Raw genomic sequence first — 20,395 nt, forward strand, 5'->3', positions numbered from 1 at the left:
GGGGCAGGTGGGAGGGCGGCGTCCGCCACCCTTCCACCTGCGGACGGTGGGTCGGATGAACCGCGCGGGGATTGCGGAACCCGGCAACAGGGAACAGAAGTAGGCGTTCCCTCCGGCGCCCACGCGGGCCGGACGACCCACTTGGAGAGGTTCACGTGACCATTCGACGCTTCAGCGCGGCGGTCTTCGCCGCGACGCTGCTCACTCCTGGTCTGGCCGCCTGCAACAGCACCGGGACCGGCGAGGCGGGGGCCTCCGCGTCCCCCACGGTCTCCGGCAGCGCGGCAGCAGGCAGCGCCTCGCCCGGCAGCGCCTCGCCCGGCACGGGCGACGCCAAGCAGGCCCTGCTCAACTCCACGAACGAGATCCGCAACGGCAACTTCCGGTTCACCATGACCGGCGTCGGCACCACCGCCGAGGGGCAGGTGCACCAGCCTAGCCAGAGCGCCCAGATCAAGCTGAGCATCGGCGACGCCTCCTCGGACGTCTCGATGAAGCTCGACCTGGTGCACCTCAAGCCCGACAGCTGGGTCAAGCTCGACCTCGGCGGCCAGGCGGCCAAGCTGCCCGGTGTGCAGGGCCTCAACCTCGGCAAGTACCAGCACCTCGACCAGAGCCGGATCAAGGGCAACCGCAACCTGGGCTTCGACTTCGAGAAGGTCGACCCGGCCGGCAGCGAGGTGCTGACCCAGGGCGTCACCGAGGTGCGGCAGACCGGTGAGGGCGCGTACGCGGGCACCATCGACGTGACGAAGGCCGCCGAGGCCGGCTCGCTGAACGCCGAGCTGATCAAGGCGCTCGGGCAGCAGGCCCAGTCCGTGCCGTTCACCGCGAAGCTGGACCCGCAGGGCCGGCTCAGCGAGCTGGTCGTGCAGATCCCGGCGTCCGGGCAGAACAAGGCCCAGGACATCCGGATCACGTACGCCGACTACGGCGCGGCGACCGCCGCCCAGCGCCCGCCGGCCGACCAGGTCGTCGAGGCCCCGAAGGAGCTGTACAACCTGTTCAACTGACGGGTGTGCCGGGGCGGCGGTAGCGCCGCCCCGCAGCCACGTCCGCCTCAGGCGTCCGGCTGCCGCCGGGCCGCATCGATGCGGGCCCGCGCGCCGTCGAGCCAGTGCTGGCAGACCTCGGCCAGCTTCTCGCCGCGCTCCCACAACGCCAGCGACTCCTCCAGCGAGGTGCCGCCCGTCTCCAGCCGTTCCACCACCGTGGCCAGCTCGGCGCGGGCCTGCTCGTAGCTGAGCCGCTCGTCCGGCCCGGCGTTCTTCTCGTCAGTCATCCGTCCCATCCCAGCACATCCCGCCCCGCGGTCACGCGCGGCTCAGCCGTCGACCGTGGCGGCCAGCTCGCCTTCGGCGAGGCGGACGCGCAGCGCATCGCCCCGGCCCACCTCTCCGGCTGCCCGCACCACGTGGCCGTCGGCGCGCTGGACGATCGCGTAGCCCCGCTCCAGGGTCGCGGCGGGGGACAGGGCGCGCAGCCGGGCCAGGGTGTGCCGCAGTTCGTCCTGGGCCGCGCCGAGCCGGTGGTGCAGGGTGCGCCCCGCCCGCTGGCGCAGCGCGGTCACGTCGGCGGCCCGCTGCTCCACCATCACCTGCGGCCGGGCCAGCACCGGCCGGGACCGCAGCCCGTCGAGGCGGTGCGCCTCCCGGTCGACCAGGTTGCGGACCGCGCGTTCGACCCGCTGCCGGGCCTGCCGGATCAGGCGCAGCTCCTCGGCCAGGTCGGGCACGACCCGCTTCGCGGCGTCCGTCGGGGTGGAGGCCCGCACGTCGGCGACGTAGTCGACCAGCGGCGCGTCCGTCTCGTGGCCGATGGCGCTGACCACCGGCGTACGGCAGGCGAAGACCGCCCGGCACAGCGCCTCGTCGGAGAACGGCAGCAGGTCCTCGATGCCGCCGCCGCCCCGGGCGATGACGATCACGTCGACGGTCGGGTCGGCGTCGAGCGCCTTCAGCGCGTCGACGATCTGCGGCACCGCGCCCGGCCCCTGCACGGCCACGTTGACCGTGCGGAACTCGACCGCCGGCCAGCGCCGCCGGGCGTTGGTCAGCACGTCCCGCTCGGCGGCCGAGGCGCGGCCGGTGATCAGCCCGATCCGGCCCGGCAGGAACGGCAGCCGGCGCTTGCGGGCCCGGTCGAACAGCCCCTCGGCGGCCAGCAGCTTCTTGAGCTTCTCCAGCCGGGCCAGCAGCTCGCCGAGGCCCACCTGGCGGATCTCGTCGGCGCGCAGGCTCAGCGTGCCCCGGGCGGCGTAGAACTCGGGCTTGGCGTGCAGCACCACCCGGGCGCCCTCGCGCAGCTCGGGGGCCCCGGCGTCGAGGACGTCCCGGTTGGTGGTGACCGTGAGGCTCAGGTCGGCCGACGGGTCGCGCAGGGTGAGGAACACCGTGCTGGCCCCGGGTCGGCGGCTGATCTGCGCCACCTGCCCGTCGACCCACACCCAGCCGAGCCGGGCGATCCACGCGCCCACCTTCTGGCTGACGACCCGCACCGGCCACGGCTCGTCGGAGCTGCTGCGCCCGCTCTCATCCGCACTCACGCCCCCACCCTACGGACGCCGGGAGGGCGGCCCGCGCAGCCGGTGCCGCCTGTCGGTGCGGCAGTACGATGGGCGGGTGACTCAGGCTGAGACGACTCCCCGGACCGGCAAGCGCGTGCTCCTGGCCAAGCCCCGCGGCTACTGCGCGGGCGTCGACCGGGCGGTGCAGACCGTCGAGGAGGCGCTCAAGCTCTACGGCGCCCCGATCTACGTGCGCAAGCAGATCGTGCACAACAAGCACGTGGTGCAGACCCTGGAGGCCAAGGGCGCGATCTTCGTGGAGGAGAACGAGGAGGTGCCCAAGGGGGCCACCGTGATCTTCTCCGCCCACGGCGTCGCCCCGGAGGTCTACGAGCAGGCGAAGGCCCGCTCGCTCAAGGCGATCGACGCCACGTGCCCGCTGGTGACGAAGGTGCACCAGGAGGCCAAGCGGTTCGCCGCCGAGGACTACGACATCCTGCTGATCGGCCACGAGGGGCACGAGGAGGTCATCGGCACCGCCGGTGAGGCCCCCGCGCACATCCAGCTCGTCGACGGCCCGGACGACGCCGACAAGGTCACCGTGCGGGACCCGAGCAAGGTGGTGTGGCTCTCCCAGACGACGCTGTCGGTCGACGAGACGCTGGAGACCGTGGCCCGGCTCAAGTCCCGGCTGCCGCTGCTGCAGTCGCCGCCCAGCGACGACATCTGCTACGCCACCTCCAACCGCCAGCACGTGGTGAAGGAGATCGCCCCCGACTGCGACGTGGTGCTCGTCGTCGGCTCGCGCAACTCCTCGAACTCGGTCCGGCTGGTCGAGGTCGCCCTGGACGCCGGGGCCCGCGCCGGCCACCTCGTCGACTTTGCCCACGAGATCGACGACTCCTGGCTGGAGGGGGCCCGCACGGTGGGCCTGACCTCCGGGGCCAGCGTCCCCGACGAGCTGGTCCAGGAGGTCCTGGCGCACCTCGCCGCGCGGGGCTTCACCGACGTCGACGAGGTGGTCACCGCCAACGAGCGGCTGACCTTCTCGCTGCCGCAGGAGCTCAAGCGCGACATGAAGGCCGCCGCCGCCTCGGCCCGCGCCTGACCGGGCCGGGCCGCCAGGGCGGGAACGGATCAGCGGCGGGAAGCGTCTGATCGGTATGAAGACTCCTCGGACCATCGTCGCCGCGTTGGTCACCTGCGCGGCCCTGAGCGCCTGCGGCGGCCAGGGCACCGGTGACGGCAGCGCCGCCCCCAGCCCCTCCGGAGGAGCCGCGGTGACCGACGCGCCCAGCGCCGACCCGGTCGACCCGTCCGCCCCGTCCGGTTCGGTGCCCCCGGGCCGCCCGAGCCTCCCGCCGAAGCCGGGCCGCCCCAGCGTCCCGCCGGGCGTCGGGGCCACCACGCTCACCGGCACCGTGGAGGCGGGCGTGGAGCCCGGCTGCCGCCTGCTGGACGGCTACCAGCTCATCGGCGGCCCCGCCGACGTGCTCACCGCGGGCGCCAAGGTCGAGGTCACCGGCCGGGCCAAGCCCGACCTGCTCAGCACGTGCCAGCAGGGGATCCCGTTCGTCGTGGAGTCCGCCCGCCGTTCCTGACCCGCGAGCCGGGCCCCTGGCCCGGTACCGACAGGAGCCCGCCCCCGCGGGGGCGGGGACGGGCTCCTGTGGTGAGGCGGAGGGTGGTCAGGCGGCGCGGATCAGTTGACCGCGCCGATCGCGACCGAGCCGCGGCCGACGACCGCGCCCTCGGTGGTGGTGACGGCCAGGTCGCCGTAGAGCGCCCGACCGGCGGCCGGGGCGGACTGGGCGGTCACCGTGCCGGTGAGGGCGGCGGTGGCGCCGTTGGCCAGGGAGAGCGGGGTGGCCGGAGCGGTCAGCGTGCCCAGCGACGCCGCCGAGAACGAGTCCCGGTAGTCGTAGGCGGTGCTGGTGCCCGGCCCGTCGACGGCGTACCCGTCGACCAGGACGCGGTAGGTGCCGGCCGGCGGGTTGGTCAGCGTCACCGCCTCCTCCGAGTCGCCGTCGGCCGAGCGGCCGACCTCGGTGGTGCCCCGGAAGACGAACAGGTCCAGGTCGGCCCCCAGGTCGGCCGTGTTGCCGATGCGGGCCGTGAAGCTGGCCGCGCCGGCCGGCACCTCGACCAGGTACTCCTGCTGCGCGCCCTCGGCGATCGTCGGCCGCTCGGCGTGCACGCTGGCCAGCGGGCCACCCTGACCGGTCACCGAGACCGGGCCGAAGGTGTTGGTCAGGCCCCAGGTGACCTCGGTCGGTGCGCCGGCGGTGACCGACGGCAGCTCGACCACGGCCGGCGAGACGGCGACGCCCTGGACCCGCACCTGGAGCTGGTACGGGTTGTCCAGCGCGGGCGAGGTGCGCCGCGACTCCACCTCGAACTCCCAGACCCCGGCGATCGGGTTCTGGTAGTCCCGCTCCTGCGGCTTGCAGGCGGCGGCGTTGGAGAAGTTGGTGTAGCAGGCGGTGCTCGCGGTGCTCTCCACCGGCACGCCGTACGGGTTGAACGCGATGAACCGGGTCTGCGAGCCGGTGGCGATGCCGGACAGGTTGACCTGGATCGCGCCCGCGCCCGGCGGGACCGTCACGAAGTACGAGGTGGAGCTGTTCCGCTCGACCGAGCCCTCGGCCGAGAAGGAGTAGGCCGGCTTCGCCACGTCGGTGGCGGCCACCACGACGGTGGAGACCTCGAAGTCGACCACCGAGGTGGCCGGGTCGTCGATCACCAGGAGCGCGCCGTGCGCCCCGGGGGTCGTCGGCTTGGCCTTCACGGGGATCGTGAGGGTCTTGTTCAGCGGCAGCCACACCTGCTTCTGCGCGCTGAAGGTGCCGTCGTTGCCGCGCAGCGTCACGGTGTGCAGCAGGCTCTTGTTCGGGCCGCTGGTGCGGGTGACCTTGACCTCGTACGTCTTGGACTTCTTCAGCGGCTGCCCGCCCTGCGCCACGGCGCAGCGGTTGTAGACGCCGGTGCCCCGGTGCGGGTTCGGCACGAAGGTGCCGGTGGCCTTGTCGTAGCGGGTCAGGTTCGCCGACAGCTCGGTGCAGACGGGCGCGTCGGAGACGTACGACCGGGTCTGCACGCCCTTGTCCAGCAGCGCCCACGCGCCCGGCACGTCGAACATGCCGTAGCCCTGCGCGTACGTCGCGACGCCCGCGATGGGCTTGGCCGAGGTGTAGACGGCCCGGCGCAGCGCGGCCGGGGTGACCCCCTTGTCGGTCGCCTTGGCGGCCGACAGCAGCAGCGCGGCGGCGCCGGCGGCCTGCGGGGACGCCATCGAGGTGCCGTTGAGCATCTGGTAGCCCGGCGGCAGCGGGTAGCCGGCCTCGGGGACGGGGTTGCCGGCCTGCCAGGTCGGCGCGGTGGAGATCGCCGAGCCGGGGGCCGCGATGTTCGGCTTGAAGCCGCCGTCCTCACGCGGGCCGCGCGAGGAGAAGTTGAACAGGGCGTTGTCCTTGGCCACGACCGAGCCGTAGTTGCCCAGCCAGGTGTCCTTGCTGATGCTCGCCGCGACGCTGACCACGTTGTCGGCCACCGACGGGTCGCCGACGGTGTTCAGCCCGGGGCCGGAGTTGCCGGCCGAGATGAACAGCTGCACGCCGTACGTGTTGATCAGCTCGTTGTAGAGCTGGGAGCGGGCGTTCGAGCCGTCGTTGAGCGCCGGCAGGCCGCCGATCGACATGTTGACCACGTCGACCCTGCGGTTGATCACCAGGTCGGCCATGCCGGTGGTGAGCGCCGCGGCGGTGCAGCCGCCGCCCCAGGAGCAGGCGCGGGCCGAGACCAGCTTCGCGCCGGGGGCCGCCCCGTCGAACGCGCTGTTGCCCAGCATGTCGTTGGCGGCGGTGATGCCGGCGACGTGCGTGCCGTGGGTCGACTCGACGATGCCGATGTTGACGTAGTCGACCAGGCCGGGGCCGCCGACCGGCGTCGTGTCGACGTCCTCGCGGTATTCGACGACGAACGGGATCTGCTCGCGGACCGCGGTGGCCGGATTGTCCGTGCCGAAGCGCCCGACCTGGAACTTCTCCTTGTACGGGCGCATCACCGGGTCGTCGGTGAAGTCCCGGTTGCCGTTGGCGTCGACCCGGATGTCGTGGGTCGTGGCGTCGTAGAGGATGCCGAAGGTGTCGGTGGTGTCGCCGTCGCGGTTGACGTCACCGGCCGGGTCGCTGCCCGCCGTGATCGACTCGCGGAACGTGTTGAACCGGTAGCTGCCGGCTGGGGCCGTCCACGTCGCGCCGCCCGCGGTGAAGCTCGGGCCGGAGACCTCGGTGATCATCGCGCGCCAGGTGGCGTCCTCCAGCGGGTCCGTGGCGGTCACCCAGTCCACGATCTTGCGCTCGCCGGTGGTGGTGGTCTGGAGCGCCGGGTGGTCGAGGTCCACACCGGAGTCCATGATGCCGATGGTGACGCCGCGGCCGTCCCACGCCGGGTGCGCGGCCTTGAACGCCTCCGCCCCGGTCTCGTTGGTCGGCATGTACGGGTTCACCGCGCCGGTGTCGGCGCCCGGCCCGGCCAGGGTCTCGCCCTGCGCGGCGACCTTCGCGCCGGCCGGCGCGGCCTCCGGGGCCGGGTCGGGGAGCTGGATGGTCTCGTCGAGGTCGACCGCGGCGACGCCGGGGAGCGTGGCGGCCTTGAGCACCTTCGCGGTGGGGACCTTCGCCAGGACGTAGCCGATGGAGTCGAAGCGCCGGCTCACCGTGCCGCCGAGCTGCCGCACCGCGTCCGCGACGTCCTTCGCCTCGCCCTTGTCGGTGGCGACGATCAGGGTGACGGTCTTGGCGTGCTTCGCCTCGGCCTCGCTCAGCAGCTTGGCGTCGTGTGCGCCCAGCGTCTCCACGGCGGTGGCCTGCGGAGCCTCCGTGTCGGTGGCGGGGGCGGCGCTCGCGGTCGCGGCGCCACCGACGCCGGTCATGGCGCCGGCGGCCACGACCGACGCGAAGAGCCCGGCGGAGGTGCGCCGGCTCAGGTTTCGGGGTCTGCTCACGTTCTCTTTTCCTCCAGAGAACAGGGCCCTGAAGTCACAGGGCGCGCGTGAGCGAAATCCTTTGTGCTGGCTGTGGCTGGTGTCACTACCGGCCGGTACGTTGTGACCACTTCGTGACATGCATAGGCGCGCATTGTCACATGTGTGCTGCTATCGAGGTCGGGTCTACGGGTCCACTGGGGACGGCCCGGTCAGGCGGTCGAGCCGCAGGTCAGGCCCGTCGGCCCCGCCGAGCAGCTCGGGGGCCTGCGGCTGGCGGGGGGCCACCTCCACCTGCGGCGGCGCGGTCAGCTCCCGGTCCGACACGCCCAGCTCGGCGAGCTTGCGGGCGCTGACCAGCACCCGCGCCTCCAGCGAGCCGACCGCCCTGTTGTACGCGGTCACCGCCCCGCCCAGCGACGCCCCCAGCTTGCCCACGTGGTCGCCCAGCGTGGACAGCCGCCCGTACAGCTCGCGGGCCAGCGAGTGCACCGCCACCGCGTTGCGGGCCAGCGCCTCCTGCCGCCACGAGTACGCCACCGTGCGCAGCAGCGCCACCAGGGTCGCCGGGGTGGCCAGCACCACGTTGCGGGCGAACGCGTGCTCCAGCAGCGTCGGGTCGCGCTGCAACGCCACGTCGAGGAACGGGTCGGCCGGCACGAACAGCACCACGAACTCCGGGGTCTGGTCGAACGCCGCCCAGTACGTCTTCGCCGCCAGCGCGTCGACGTGCGCCCGCAGGTGCCGCGCATGCGCGTCGAGGTGGGTGTCCCGCCCCCGCTCGTCGCGGGCCTCCATCGCCGTCAGGTACGCGTCGAAGGGCGCCTTCGCGTCCACCACCACGGAGCGGCCACCGTGCAGCCGGACCACCAGGTCGGGGCGTACCCCCTGGTGGTCCGTCGCGGCGGTGACCTGCTCGTTGAAGTCGCAGTGCTCCAGCAGGCCGGCGGCCTCGACGATCCTGCGCAGCTGGTGCTCGCCCCAGCGCCCCCGCACCTGCGGCGCGCGCAGGGCCGCCACGAGCTGCTTGGTCTCGGTGCGCAGCTCGCCGGAGACCGCGCCCATCGCCCGCACCTGCTCGCGCAGCTCGGCGTACGCGTCGACCCGCGCGTGCTCCAGCTCGGCGACCCGGGACTCGTAGCGGCGCAGCGTCTCGTGCAGCGGCGCCACCGCCCGCGCCACCGCCTCCTGCGACTGCGCGGTCGCCTCGTAGCTCAGCGCCCGCATCGACTGCTCCAGCCGCCCCTCGCCCTCCCGGGTCGCGGCCAGGGTGGCCTCCAGCCGGGCGAGGTCGGCCGCCGACCGGGACCGGGCCGCGAACCAGCCCAGCGCGCCGCCCACGCCGAGACAGAGCACCACCACGGCCAGCGTCGAGAAGCTCATCACCAGAGCTTGCCAAACGCGTACGACGGGCGCGCCCCGGGTACTTTTCAAGGCATGGAAATTCTGCTCGCGGTCATCCTCGTGGCGCTGCTCGTCGGCGGTTTCGTCTGGTGGCGCCGGGAGAGCGCGGCCCGCGAGGCGCGCAGCCTGGCCGACGTGCGCGCCGACGCCCAGCGCTGGTACGAGCGCCTCGGCGGCCAGGTGATGAACCTGCACGGCGACTCCCCGGCCGTGCGCCAGGCCCTCGTCGACGCCGGAGAGCGGTACAACGCGGCGGGCAGCCAGCTGGAGCAGGCCCGCACCGTCCACCAGTACCGGCTGGCCCGGGAGACCGCCCTCGAAGGGCTGGCGTACGCCCGCGCGGCCCGTATCGCGCTCGGCATCGACCCCGGTCCCGAGCTGCCGCCGCTGGCCTCCGCCGAGGGCACCGGCCAGCTCACCCGCGAGCGCGAGGTCAACGTGCAGGGGCAGACGTTCCGGGCCGGCCCGCAGCCCGGCCAGGGCACGCCCTACTACTACCCCGGCGGCCGCTACCAGGGCCGCCCCGTGCCGGCCGGCTGGTACTCGACCCCGTGGTGGAAGACGGCGCTCGGCGCGGGCGCGGGCGTGCTCGGCGGCATGCTGATCGCCGACGCGCTCTTCTCCCCGGCGTTCGCCGACCCCGGCTACGAGGCCGGCTACCAGGAGGGCTTCGGCGACGGCGCGGACTTCGGGGGTGACTTCGGCGGCGGCGACTACGCCACCGCGGGCGACTTCGGCGGCGGCGACTACGGCACCGCCGGCGACTTCTCGGGCGGCGGCGACTTCGGCGGTGGTGACTTCGGTGGCGGCGATTTCGGTGGCGGCGACTTCTGACGCCGCTCCCGGCTGCCCGCTCCCGAGGGACCGGCCCCGCCTGCCGGCGGGCGTTGAAGAGGGCCCCCTGCTATGCGGAATGCGTTGACAGGGGGCCCTTCCTTACACCTCAGCCGGTGTTGCGCATGCCGGCGGCGATGCCGTTGACAGTGGTGAGCAGCGCCCGCTCCAGCGCCGTACCGTCGCTCGGGGCCCGCCGCCCGCCCGGGGCCGTGGCCACCGCCCGGCCCGCCGCGCCGGAGTCGCGGTACTGCCGCAGCAGCGCCACCTGGAGGTGGTGCAGCGGCTCCAGGTAGGTGTCGCGCACCGCGAGGGTGCGCTGGAGCACCGGCGAGTTCTCCAGCAGGGCCGGCGAGGCGGTGACCGCCAGCACCTCCCGCTTGGTCAGCTCGTACTCCTGCTCGATCTTCTCGAAGATCGGGTGCAGCTTCTTCGGCACGAGGGTCTCCACGTACCGGCGGGCGATGCTGAGGTCGGTCTTGGTCAGCATCATCTCGACGTTCGACAGGAACGTGCGGAAGAAGTGCCAGTTGCGGTGCATCTCGGCCAGCACGTCCTCCAGGCCGGCCTCGCGCGCCGCCGCCAGCCCCGAGCCGACCCCGAACCAGCCGGGGACGATCTGCCGGGTCTGCGTCCAGCCGAACACCCACGGGATGGCCCGCAGGCCGGACAGGCCGGCCCCGGTGTTGGGCCGCTTCGCCGGGCGGGAGCCGATGTTCAGCGCGCCGAGCAGCTCGGTGGGGGTGGACGCCCAGAAGTACGCCGGCAGGTCCGGGTCCTCCACCAGCGACCGGTACGACCGGAACGCCGCGTCGGAGATCACGTCCATCGACGCGTCCCAGCGCTCCAGCTGTTCGGCCGGCTGCCGGGGCGCGGTGTGCAGCAGGGTCGCCTGGAGCACGGCGGCCATGGTCAGCTCCAGGTTCTCCCGGGCCAGCGCCGGCAGCGTGTACTTGTCGGAGATGACCTCGCCCTGCTCGGTGACCTTGATCGCGCCGTCGAGGGTGCCGTACGGCTGGGCCAGGATCGCCTCGTGGGTGGGGCCGCCGCCGCGCCCGACGGTGCCGCCCCGGCCGTGGAACAGCCGCAGGTGCACGCCGTGCCGGGCGGCCACGTCCCGCAGCGCCCGCTGCGCCCGGTGGATGGACCACTGGCTGGTGGTGATGCCCGCCTCCTTGTTGGAGTCGGAGTAGCCCAGCATCACCTCCTGCACGTCGCCCCGGGCCGCCACCAGCGACCGGTAGGCCGGCAGCGACAGCAGCTCGTCCAGCAGCTCGCCGCCGGCGTTCAGCTCGGCGGGGGTCTCCAGCAGCGGCACGAAGCCGATCCGGGCCCGGCCGCTGTGCACGTCGACCAGCCCGGCCTCGCGGGCCAGCACGACCGCCGCGAGCACGTCGTCGACGCCGAGGGTCATCGAGATGATGTACGACTCGATGACCTCGGAGCCGAACCGGTCCTGCGCGTCGCGGATGGTGGAGAACACGTCGAACGTCTTGCGCGCGCTCTCGGTCAGCGGCGTGTCCAGCGTCGACAGGGGCCGGCGGCCGGTCAGCTCGTCGGCGAGCAGCTTGGTGCGCTCCAGGCGGGTCAGCGACGGGTAGTCGGACACCTCGCCGACGGCCGCGTAGAGCTGGGTGAGCACCTCGTGGTGCTTCTCGGCGTGCTCCCGCACGTCCATCGTCGCCAGGTGCAGGCCGAACGCGGACACCGTGCGGATGGTGGAGGCGAGCCGGCCCACGGCGGTGAGCTGGCCGGCGTTGCGGGCCAGCGAGGCGCGCAGCAGCTCCAGGTCGGCGATCAGCTCCGCCGCGCCCTGGTAGTCGCGCCCCGGCACGTGCGGGGTGCCCCGGCGCAGCCGCTCCCGGGTGTTGGCCAGCTTCGCCTTCACGCACCGGGCCTTCAGCCGGTAGGGCTCCTCGGCGTTGACCCGGCGGAACCGGGGGGCCACCTCGGGCAGCGCGTCCAGGTCGGCGGCGAGGCTGGCCGACAGGTCCAGCGACACCCCGCGCAGCCGGCGGGACACGGACACCTCGTTGATGAGGTGCTCCATCGCCGCCTCGGTGGCCGCGATGCCGTGCTCGTGCTGGATGCGCAGCACCTCGCCGGTGACCTGCGGGGTGACGAACGGGTTGCCGTCGCGGTCGCCGCCGATCCAGGTGCCGAACGTCAGCGGGCGGGCCGTCGGGGACGTCTCCACGCCGAGGGTGCGCAGCGTGTCGGCGAGGTCGTCGAGCACCTGCGGGGCGGCCTCGGCGTAGAGATCACGCAGGTAGTAGATGGCGTTGCGGGCCTCGTCGGTCGGGTCCGGCCGGTCGAGCCGCAGCTCGTCGGTCTGCCACATCAGGTCCAGCAGCTCGGCCAGGCGGCGGTTGGCCGGCCCTTCGTCGCTGGCCCCGTAGAGGATCGCGTTGGCGGTCTCGGCGTCCAGCTCGTCGGCGACGGCGCGCAGCTTCGACAGGATCGACCGGCGGGCCGCCTCGGTCGGGTGGGCGGTGAAGACCGGGCGTACGGCGAGCCGGCGGGCCGCCGCCGCGATCTCCTCGGCGGGCACCCCGCGCTCGGCGATCATCTTGGCCGCCTGGTCCAGCCAGCCGCCCTGGACCGCCCGGCGGCGGCGCAGGTCGCGGGCCCGGTGCACCTGCTCGGTGATGTTGGCCAGGTGGAAGTAGGTGGAGAAGGCACGGGCGAGCTTCGTGCCGGTGGTCACATCGAGCCCACCGAGGCGCTGCGCGGCGGCCGGGGCGTCGGAACGGACCTGGGCCCGGATCTCCTCGACCAGGTCGAGCAGCGGGCGGCCCTCCTGCCGGGCGAGGGTCTGCCCGAGCAGCGTGCCGAGGCGGCGGATGTCGGCCCGCAGTGCGGCGTCCGGGCCGTCGTGGTCGTGCTGGTCGGTCACGGGTGCGCTCCTTACGCCGGGGACGAAGGACAGCGCTGTCCGACTCCCTGGATCGTATCCGCGCCGCCCCCTTCGAAAGGAAGGGCCCCTTGTTATCGCTTTCTGTCGTACAGGGTGCCCCTGCTAACCGCGCTCGGTCCGCGGGGGCGCATCGTCGCTGGTGGGAGGCGTGTCGGCCGGGTGGCGGGCGGCAGCGCGCCGGCCCCGGACCAGGGTGGCCGTGAGCAATCCCACGACGCCGACCGCCACCCACAGGGCGAGCCCGGCCAGCGGCCAGCCCATCGACCGGCGGTCGAAGTACACCGCCGACTTGATCAGGTCGGTGGTGAGCCCAGGCACGTTCCACCGGTGCATCCCGCGCAGCCAGGTGGGCAGGAACTCGGGGGCGTAGATGCCGCCGGAGCCGGGGTTGCCGAGCACCACCAGCAGCAGGATGACGAGCCCGGTGCCGAGCAGCCCGAGCCAGCCCTGCACGGCGGAGGCGATCATGGCGGCGGCGAAGACAGCCAGCGCACCGACCGCCGCCACCGCCGGCACGTCGTGGTGCCAGACGTCCAGCACCGGGCCGACGACGAGCGCGCCCGCCACGCCGAGCACCACCGCGTACGCCGCGAACGCGGCGATGCGCAGCCCGGCGCGGGCGAGGCTGCGGGGCGCGGTGCCGGTGCGCAGGCCCAGCGCGGTGGCGGCGAGGTAACCGCCGAGGACGTACCCGACCGCGAGGTAGAACGGGACGAGACCGCGCGGGTCGCTCTGCTCCACCGGCACCTCGTCGGTGACCGTCAGCGGCAGGTCGCCCCGCCGGGCGGCCTCGGCGAACACCTGGTCGACCACCTCGGTGGCGGCCGGCGCGGCGGCGCTGGCGGTGGTGAGGAGCAGCCCGCCCTCCGGGGTGGAGGTGAGCACGCCGTACACCTCGCGGCCGGTGAGCCCGTCGTCGGCGGCGGCCGGATCGTCGTACTCGATGGGTTCGATCTTGTCGGTCTCGCGGCGCACGGCGGCCATGACCGCCTGGGCGCGCTGGTCGCCGAGGACCACCCCGACCGGCACGTCGCGCGGGGTCGGGTCGTGCAGCGCCCCCACGTAGGCGGCGATGAACCCCGTCGCCAGGGCCAGGGTGCCGAGCAGCAGCGCGGCGGTGCGGGGCAGCCACGCGCGCACCGGGATGTCCGGCTCCTCGTCCACACGGCCAGCCTAGGGGCAAGATGCGCGGATTGCGGTGGTTCGCCATCCCCGCCGTCGCGAGGCCGAAAAGCGGTGGTGGCGGCCGGTAGCGTCCGATCATGGAGTCGCTGCGTTATCCGCCGAAGCCCCGGCCCGGCGACCGGGTCGCGGTCGTGTCACCCTCCGCCGGGCTGCCGGCGGTCTTCCCCCACGTGTACGAGCTGGGCCTGCGCCGGCTGCGCGAGGAGTTCGGCCTGGAACCGGTCGAGTACCCGACCACCCGAGCACTGGGCGCGGACCCGCGCGACCGGGCCCGGGACGTCAGCGCCGCCTTCGCCGACCAGACGGTCACCGCCGTGCTCGCCACGGTCGGCGGGGACGACCTGATCACGGTCACCCCGCACCTGGACGACGCCGTGCTGCGGGCCAACCCGAAGCCCTACTTCGGCTACTCGGACAACACCAACCTGCTCAACCACCTCCACCGGCTCGGGATCGTCGCGTACCACGGCGGGTCCGTGCTGGTGCACCTCGGCCGGCCCGGCGCGCTGCACCCGGTGACCGCCGACTCGCTGCGCGCCGCCCTGTTCACCCCCGGCTGGTACGACCTCGCGCCGGCCCCCGAGTGGGGCGACCAGCCGAACGACTGGCGCGACCCGGCCACCCTCGCCGCCGAGCCGCCCATGTTCCCAGGCGGCGGCTGGCACTGGCAGGGGCCGGCGCGGGTCGTGCGGGGCCGGACCTGGGGCGGCAACCTGGAGATCCTGCACTGGCTGCTGGCCACCGACCGGGTCGGCGGGGTCGCCGACCACGCGGGCGAGGTGCTGATCGTCGAGACCTCGGAGGAGCTGCCGTCGGCGACCGAGGTGTACCGGATCCTGCGCAACCTGGGGGAGCGGGGGCTGCTCGCGGGCTTCCCGGCGGTGCTCGTCGGCCGGGCCAAGGCGTGGGACTTCGACCGCCCGCACACGCCTGAGCAGCGCCGGGCGTACGCCGACGCGCAGCGGGCGGCGGTGACCCGGGCGCTCGCCGAGTACGCCCCGGACGCGGTGGTCGTCTTCGACGTCGACCTCGGCCACACCGACCCGCAGCAGATCGTCCCGTACGGGGGCGAGGTCGTCGTCGACGCCGTCGAGGGGCGGATCAGCGTGCGCTACTGACCGTCCGGCTCCCGCACGAAGACGCCCGCGCCCGGGGCGCCCTCGACCAGTCCGCGCGCCTTCAACCAGTCGACGGCCGACCGGACCACCTGGCGGGAGACGTCGAACTCGGCGCACAGCTCCGTGCCGGAGGGCAGCTTGGCTCCCGGTGGGTTATCGCCCGACTCGATCCGGCTGGTCAGGGCGTCGATGAGTCGCTGTTTCTTGGTGTACGCAGGCATGGGCTTACTTCCGTGGCAGGTTCGCCCGGCGGATGAAGAGCGGCCCGGGGTGGAGGTGGCACTCCAGTCCCGGGCCTTGACCGGGAAGGACCCCGGCCCATGCGTAACCTACCGAACTTCGCCCATTCGTCCTGGTGTCTGCGCGGCCCCGACTGTGCCGTGTCGAGCGGCCTGCACCTGTCCGGCCTGGTCGACGCCGCGGTTCGTGGCGACGAGGTCATTAAGGTGCGGCTCGGCCTGTGGCGGATGGACGTCGGCCCCACCCCGCCGTCCGGCCTGCTGCTCGAACTCTCGGCCGGGGCGGACGTCGAGCGCTGGCCGATCGACCTGGCCCAGTCCCGGTCCCTGGTCGACCTGTCCGGCCGGCTGCTGGCCGGCCTCGACTCGGAGGCGACGCGGGCCGCCTGACCGGCGACCCGCCAGCGGCGTCGGGAACCACGTGAATCTTGGACGGTTCCGGTTCCCCGGGAGCCGTAAGTGTCCAAGGTCTCCGTTGGCGACGCGCTGGTGCCAGATGGCGGCGTGGCGACGTCGCTGACGGGGAGAGATCGGGCAGATCTTGGTGAGTTTCGGCCCCTGGAGGGGCCGTTTGGCACCAAGATCTCCCGGTCCGCGCCCGGTGGGGCGAGGCCGGGCCGCGCCCGCGTGCGGCGAGGCCAGGCGACGACGTTCTATTCAGTGAGGACGGCGAAGGCGCGGACCGGGAACGTGCCCATTCCCGCCACCATCGGCGGGGCGGCCGTGAACCGGAAGCCGGTCGGCGGCAGCGCGTCCAGGCCGGTCAGGTGCTCCACGATCGGGACGCCGGCCGCCAGCAGGCCGCTGTGCGCCGGCCGCTCGCCCCGGGCCGCCGGGCTCATGTCGTCGATGTTGATCGAGTCGATGCCGACGAGGGCCGCCCCGGCCTCGACCAGCCACGCCGCGCCGTCCCCGGTCAGGTAGGGCGCGTCGGGGGAGGCGTACCGGTCGGTGCCGAAGTGCGTGGACCAGCCGGTGTGCAGCAGCACCGCCCGCCCCGCCACCTCGTGCGGGGCGAGCAGCGGGCGATCCACCGCGCGGGTGCCGGCGGGCACCCGGACCACGATCCCCGGCAGGTCGGCGAGGCGGTCCAGCCCGACGCCGGTGAGGTCGGCCCCGTCGGCCCACCGGTGCGCGGGCGTGTCCACGTACGTGCCGGTGTTGGCGATCATCTCGATCCGCCCGACCTGGAACTCCGTGCCCGGGGCGTAGTTCGCCCGGGACGCCTCCCGGGTCAGCCACTCGGTGACCCGGGGCGCCGGCCAGCCGGGCAGCGTGGTCATGCCGTCGCTGATCACGTGGCTCAACTCGACCAGCCGTCGCCGTCCCGTCATGCCCCGGACTCGACCACGTGCCCGGGTCGCCGGTCAAGCGGGGATAGGCTGGGGTGCTGTCGACCCCCCGTCCCCGCCGGGCGCGGGGGCTCCGCCGTGTGCCGTCACCGTGCCACTGGGAAGTGATCAGATTGCTCACCGGACTCTTCGCCGCCGCCCTGGCCGACCCCGGGCTGGCCCGGGCGCGTGACCTGGCCCGTTCCGGTGCCGCGCAGGTCGACGGGCTGGACCTCACCGCCCCGGCGGCGCTGCGGCCGTTCGCCGTGGCCGCCGTCGCCGCCGACCCGGGAGCCGCCGGTCGGGGAGCCGCCGCCGAGCCCGCCGGGGGCGCGGGGCGGCCCGTGCTCGCGGTTACCGCGACCAGCCGGGAGGCCGACGACCTGGCCTCGGCGCTGGGCGGGCTGCTGCCGCCCGAGCAGGTCGCCGTCTTCCCGTCCTGGGAGACGCTGCCGCACGAGCGGCTCTCGCCCCGCTCCGACACCGTCGGCCGCCGGCTGGCCGTGCTGCGCCGGCTCGCCCACCCCGACGCCGCCGACGCGCACGGGCGCACCGGGCCGCTGCGGGTGGTCGTCGCGCCGGTGCGGTCGCTGCTCCAGCCGCAGCTCAAGGGCCTCGGCGACCTGGAGCCGGTGCGGCTGGCCGCCGGCGACGAGGCCGACCTGGAGGAGGTCGCCCGGCGGCTCACCGACATGGCGTACGCCCGGGTCGACCTGGTCACCAAGCGCGGCGAGTTCGCGGTGCGCGGCGGCATCCTCGACGTCTTCCCGCCCACCGACGAGCATCCCTCCCGGGTCGAGTTCTGGGGCGACGAGGTGGAGGAGATCCGCACCTTCGCCGTGGCCGACCAGCGCACCATCGAGGCCGCCGGGCTGCTGTGGGCCCCGCCCTGCCGGGAACTGCTGCTCACCCCGGCCGTGCGGCGGCGGGCCGCCGCCCTGGCGACCGAGCACCCCGAGTTGGCCGAGATCCTCGACAAGCTGGCCGAGGGTATCCCCGTGGAGGGGATGGAGTCGCTGACCCCGGCGCTGCTCGGCGGCGAGAGCCTGGAGCTGCTGCTCGACTGCATGCCGGCCGGCACCCACGTGCTGCTCTGCGACCCGGAGCGCATCCGCACCCGGGCGCACGACCTGGTGCGTACCTCCGAGGAGTTCCTCCAGGCGAGCTGGGCCGCGGCGGCCGTCGGGGGCCAGGCCCCGGTCGACCTCGGGGCCGCCGCCTTCAAGACCCTGGCCGACGTACGCGCGCACGCCCGCGCCCTGCGCCGGCCCTGGTGGACCCTCGCCCCGTTCGGGCTGGCCGACGCCGACGCGGCGGCCCCCGCCCGGCAGCCCTGGGAGGACGCGCCGACCGAGGTCGACGTCACGCCCGACGACGCGATCGCGGTGACCCTGGCCGCCCAGCCGGCCCCGCTCTACCACGGCGAGACCGACCGGGTGGCCGAGGACCTCAAGCGCTGGGCCGGCGACGGCTGGTCGGTCGCGCTGGTCTTCGAGGGCCACGGCCCCGCCCAGCGGGCCGTCGAGGTGATCCGCGACGCCGGCCTCGGCGCCCGGTTCGTCGAGCAGGTGCCGGCCGCGCCCGCCCCCGGCGAGGTGCTGGTCACCTGCGGCGGCCTGACCGGCGGCTTCGTCGCCGAGGCGGCGAAGTTCGTGCTGCTCACCGGCAACGACGTCACCGGCGGCCGGGGCACCTCGACGCGGGACATGCGCAAGATGCCGAGCCGGCGGCGCAACACCATCGACCCGCTGGAGCTGAAGGCCGGCGACCACGTGGTGCACGAGCAGCACGGCATCGGCCGGTACGTCGAGCTGGTGCAGCGCACCGTCAACGGCGCGAGCCGCGAATACCTGGTCATCGAGTACGCGGCGAGCAAGCGCGGCCAGCCCGGTGACCGGCTGTTCGTCCCCACCGACCAGCTCGACCAGCTCTCCCGCTACGTCGGCGGCGAGCAGCCCACCCTGCACAAGATGGGCGGCGCGGACTGGCAGAAGTCCAAGGCGCGGGCCCGCAAGGCGGTCAAGGAGATCGCGGCGCAGCTCATCCAGCTCTACGCCGCCCGGAAAGCGTCCAAGGGGCACGCGTTCGCCCCGGACTCCCCGTGGCAGCGGGAGCTGGAGGACGCGTTCCCCTGGCAGGAGACGCCGGACCAGCTGGCCGCCATCGAGGAGGTCAAGCGGGACATGGAGCAGACCGTCCCGATGGACCGGCTGATCTGCGGCGACGTCGGGTACGGCAAGACCGAGATCGCGGTGCGGGCGGCGTTCAAGGCGGTGCAGGACGGCAAGCAGGTGGCCGTGCTGGTGCCCACCACCCTGCTCGTGCAGCAGCACTACAACACGTTCGCCGAGCGGATGAGCCAGTTCCCCGTGCAGATCCGGCAGCTCTCCCGCTTCCAGACCCCGAAGGAGTCCGAGCGGACGCTGGAGATGGTCGCCGACGGCACCGTCGACATCGTCATCGGCACCCACCGGCTGCTCCAGACGGCGACCCGGTTCAAGTCCCTCGGCCTGGTCATCGTCGACGAGGAGCAGCGCTTCGGCGTCGAGCACAAGGAGCACCTGAAGACGCTGCGCGCCTCCGTGGACGTGCTGAGCATGTCGGCCACCCCGATCCCGCGCACCCTGGAGATGGCGATCACCGGCATCCGGGAGATGTCGACGATCGCCACCCCGCCGGAGGAGCGGCACCCGGTGCTCACCTTCGTCGGCGCGCACGACGAGCGGCAGGTGGCCGCGTCCATCCACCGCGAGCTGCTCCGCGACGGGCAGGTGTTCTACCTGCACAACCGGGTCGAGTCGATCGAGAAGGCGGCGCGGAGGATCCGGGAGCTGGTGCCGGAGGCCCGGGTCGCGGTGGCGCACGGCCAGATGGGCGAGGAGGCCCTGGAGAAGGTCATGGTCGGCTTCTGGGAGAAGGAGTTCGACGTCCTGGTCTGCACCACGATCGTGGAGTCGGGCATCGACATCCCCAACGCCAACACGCTGATCGTGGAGCGGGCCGACCTGCTCGGCCTGGCCCAGCTGCACCAGATCCGGGGCCGGGTGGGCCGGGGCCGCGAGCGGGCGTACGCGTACTTCCTCTATCCGCCGGAGAAGCCGCTCACCGAGCACGCCCACGAGCGGCTGGCCACCATCGCCCAGCACACCGAGCTGGGCGCGGGCATGTACGTGGCGATGAAGGACCTGGAGATCCGGGGCGCGGGCAACCTGCTCGGCGGCGAGCAGTCCGGCCACATCGAGGGCGTCGGCTTCGACCTGTACGTCCGGATGGTCGGCGAGGCGGTGCAGGCGTTCAAGGGCGAGCGCCCCGAGGAGGAGACCGACGTCAAGATCGACCTCCCGGTGGACGCGCACCTGCCGCACGACTACGTCGGCGTGGAGCGGTTGCGCCTGGAGATGTACCGCAAGCTCGCCGAGGCCCGCGACGCCGACCGGCTGCGCGAGGTCGTCGCCGAGATGACGGACCGCTACGGCGAGCCGCCCGCCCCGGTGCAGAACCTGGTGGCGGTCGCCCGGTTCCGGCTGCTGGCCCGCCGCTACGGCCTCACCGACGTGAGCATGCAGGGCAAGCACCTCCGGTTCGGCCCGCTGCCGTTGCCCGACTCCAAGCAGCTGCGGCTCAAGCGCTACCACCCCGACTCGGTCTACAAGTCGGCGCTCGACCAGGTCAGCGTGCCCCGGCCGAGCACCCGCCGGATCGGCGGCGAGCCGCTGCGCGACCAGGCGCTGCTGGAGTGGTGCGCCCAGCTTCTCTCCGACGTGCTGGGCGACCCGGCCCCGGTGGCCCAGCCGGCCGGGGCGGGCGCCCGGTGAGCGGGGGCGGGGGCAGGGCCGGGCGGCGGGGCCGGGGCGGCACTGCGTGGTGGGCGGCGTCA

General features: G+C 73.9%; 15 protein-coding genes. 7 read left to right on the plus strand and 8 right to left on the minus strand.

The features are described 5' to 3' along the window. The first annotated feature begins 155 nt into the window (after positions 1–155). Positions 156–1,013, plus strand: a complete 858-nt coding sequence (locus LPU61_RS00555; RefSeq protein ID WP_043961903.1) for a hypothetical protein — start codon at positions 156–158, stop codon at positions 1,011–1,013. Between the two features lie 47 nt (positions 1,014–1,060). Here LPU61_RS00555 and LPU61_RS00560 read toward each other — a convergent pair whose 3' ends face one another. Then, positions 1,061–1,282, minus strand: coding sequence for an exodeoxyribonuclease VII small subunit (locus LPU61_RS00560; protein WP_043961904.1), 222 nt, complete (start codon positions 1,280–1,282; stop codon positions 1,061–1,063). Between the two features lie 42 nt (positions 1,283–1,324). Then, the gene (gene xseA / locus LPU61_RS00565; protein ID WP_043961905.1) at positions 1,325–2,545 is read right to left on the minus strand and encodes an exodeoxyribonuclease VII large subunit; all 1,221 of its coding nucleotides are present in this window, start codon (positions 2,543–2,545) and stop codon (positions 1,325–1,327) included. Between the two features lie 76 nt (positions 2,546–2,621). Between xseA and LPU61_RS00570 the strand changes: the two genes are divergently transcribed. Continuing rightward, positions 2,622–3,614 carry a 4-hydroxy-3-methylbut-2-enyl diphosphate reductase gene (locus tag LPU61_RS00570; protein WP_229403758.1) on the plus strand — a complete coding sequence of 331 codons (993 nt, stop codon included), beginning with the start codon at positions 2,622–2,624 and terminating at the stop codon, positions 3,612–3,614. 55 nt (positions 3,615–3,669) lie between these two features. Further along, positions 3,670–4,107 (plus strand): hypothetical protein, encoded by a 438-nt coding sequence (locus LPU61_RS00575; RefSeq protein WP_043961907.1) that lies wholly within the window; start codon positions 3,670–3,672, stop codon positions 4,105–4,107. A 101-nt stretch (positions 4,108–4,208) separates the two neighbouring features. Here LPU61_RS00575 and LPU61_RS00580 read toward each other — a convergent pair whose 3' ends face one another. Together LPU61_RS00580 and LPU61_RS00585 are read right to left on the minus strand one after the other, a co-directional pair. Further along, positions 4,209–7,511: a S8 family serine peptidase gene (locus tag LPU61_RS00580; RefSeq protein ID WP_043961908.1), complete on the minus strand. Its 3,303-nt coding sequence runs from the start codon at positions 7,509–7,511 to the stop codon at positions 4,209–4,211. 165 nt (positions 7,512–7,676) lie between these two features. Continuing rightward, a complete protein-coding gene (locus tag LPU61_RS00585) occupies positions 7,677–8,873 on the minus strand; it encodes a DNA recombination protein RmuC (protein WP_043961909.1) in 1,197 nt (398 codons plus the stop codon). Positions 8,874–8,927: 54 nt separating this feature from the next. On the opposite strand from LPU61_RS00585, the gene LPU61_RS00590 reads away from it, so the two are divergent. Continuing rightward, positions 8,928–9,728, plus strand: coding sequence for a hypothetical protein (locus LPU61_RS00590; RefSeq protein WP_043961910.1), 801 nt, complete (start codon positions 8,928–8,930; stop codon positions 9,726–9,728). 109 nt (positions 9,729–9,837) lie between these two features. On the opposite strand, the gene ppc is transcribed toward LPU61_RS00590, so the two are convergent. Both ppc and LPU61_RS00600 read right to left on the minus strand, forming a co-directional pair. Then, the gene (ppc, locus tag LPU61_RS00595) at positions 9,838–12,624 is read right to left on the minus strand and encodes a phosphoenolpyruvate carboxylase (RefSeq protein WP_043961911.1); all 2,787 of its coding nucleotides are present in this window, start codon (positions 12,622–12,624) and stop codon (positions 9,838–9,840) included. Between the two features lie 123 nt (positions 12,625–12,747). Next, on the minus strand, positions 12,748–13,809 hold the full coding sequence (locus tag LPU61_RS00600) for a hypothetical protein (RefSeq protein WP_229403759.1): 1,062 nt from the start codon (positions 13,807–13,809) through the stop codon (positions 12,748–12,750). Between the two features lie 98 nt (positions 13,810–13,907). Between LPU61_RS00600 and LPU61_RS00605 the strand changes: the two genes are divergently transcribed. Further along, positions 13,908–14,948: a S66 peptidase family protein gene (locus LPU61_RS00605; protein WP_043961913.1), complete on the plus strand. Its 1,041-nt coding sequence runs from the start codon at positions 13,908–13,910 to the stop codon at positions 14,946–14,948. Here the strand turns inward: LPU61_RS00605 and LPU61_RS00610 are convergent. Further along, positions 14,942–15,169 (minus strand): winged helix-turn-helix domain-containing protein, encoded by a 228-nt coding sequence (locus tag LPU61_RS00610; RefSeq protein WP_043961914.1) that lies wholly within the window; start codon positions 15,167–15,169, stop codon positions 14,942–14,944. The genes LPU61_RS00605 and LPU61_RS00610 overlap by 7 nt on opposite strands. 99 nt (positions 15,170–15,268) lie before the next feature. Between LPU61_RS00610 and LPU61_RS00615 the strand changes: the two genes are divergently transcribed. Continuing rightward, on the plus strand, positions 15,269–15,577 hold the full coding sequence (locus LPU61_RS00615) for a hypothetical protein (RefSeq protein ID WP_144420171.1): 309 nt from the start codon (positions 15,269–15,271) through the stop codon (positions 15,575–15,577). Positions 15,578–15,840: 263 nt separating this feature from the next. On the opposite strand, the gene LPU61_RS00620 is transcribed toward LPU61_RS00615, so the two are convergent. Further along, a complete protein-coding gene (locus tag LPU61_RS00620; RefSeq protein WP_229403760.1) occupies positions 15,841–16,521 on the minus strand; it encodes a cyclase family protein in 681 nt (226 codons plus the stop codon). A 131-nt stretch (positions 16,522–16,652) separates the two neighbouring features. Between LPU61_RS00620 and mfd the strand changes: the two genes are divergently transcribed. Further along, positions 16,653–20,333, plus strand: coding sequence for a transcription-repair coupling factor (mfd, locus tag LPU61_RS00625; RefSeq protein WP_229404544.1), 3,681 nt, complete (start codon positions 16,653–16,655; stop codon positions 20,331–20,333). Positions 20,334–20,395 lie beyond the last annotated feature (62 nt).

It is taken from the genome of Micromonospora sp. NBRC 110038 (assembly GCF_020884815.1).
GTDB lineage: Bacteria > Actinomycetota > Actinomycetes > Mycobacteriales > Micromonosporaceae > Micromonospora > Micromonospora haikouensis.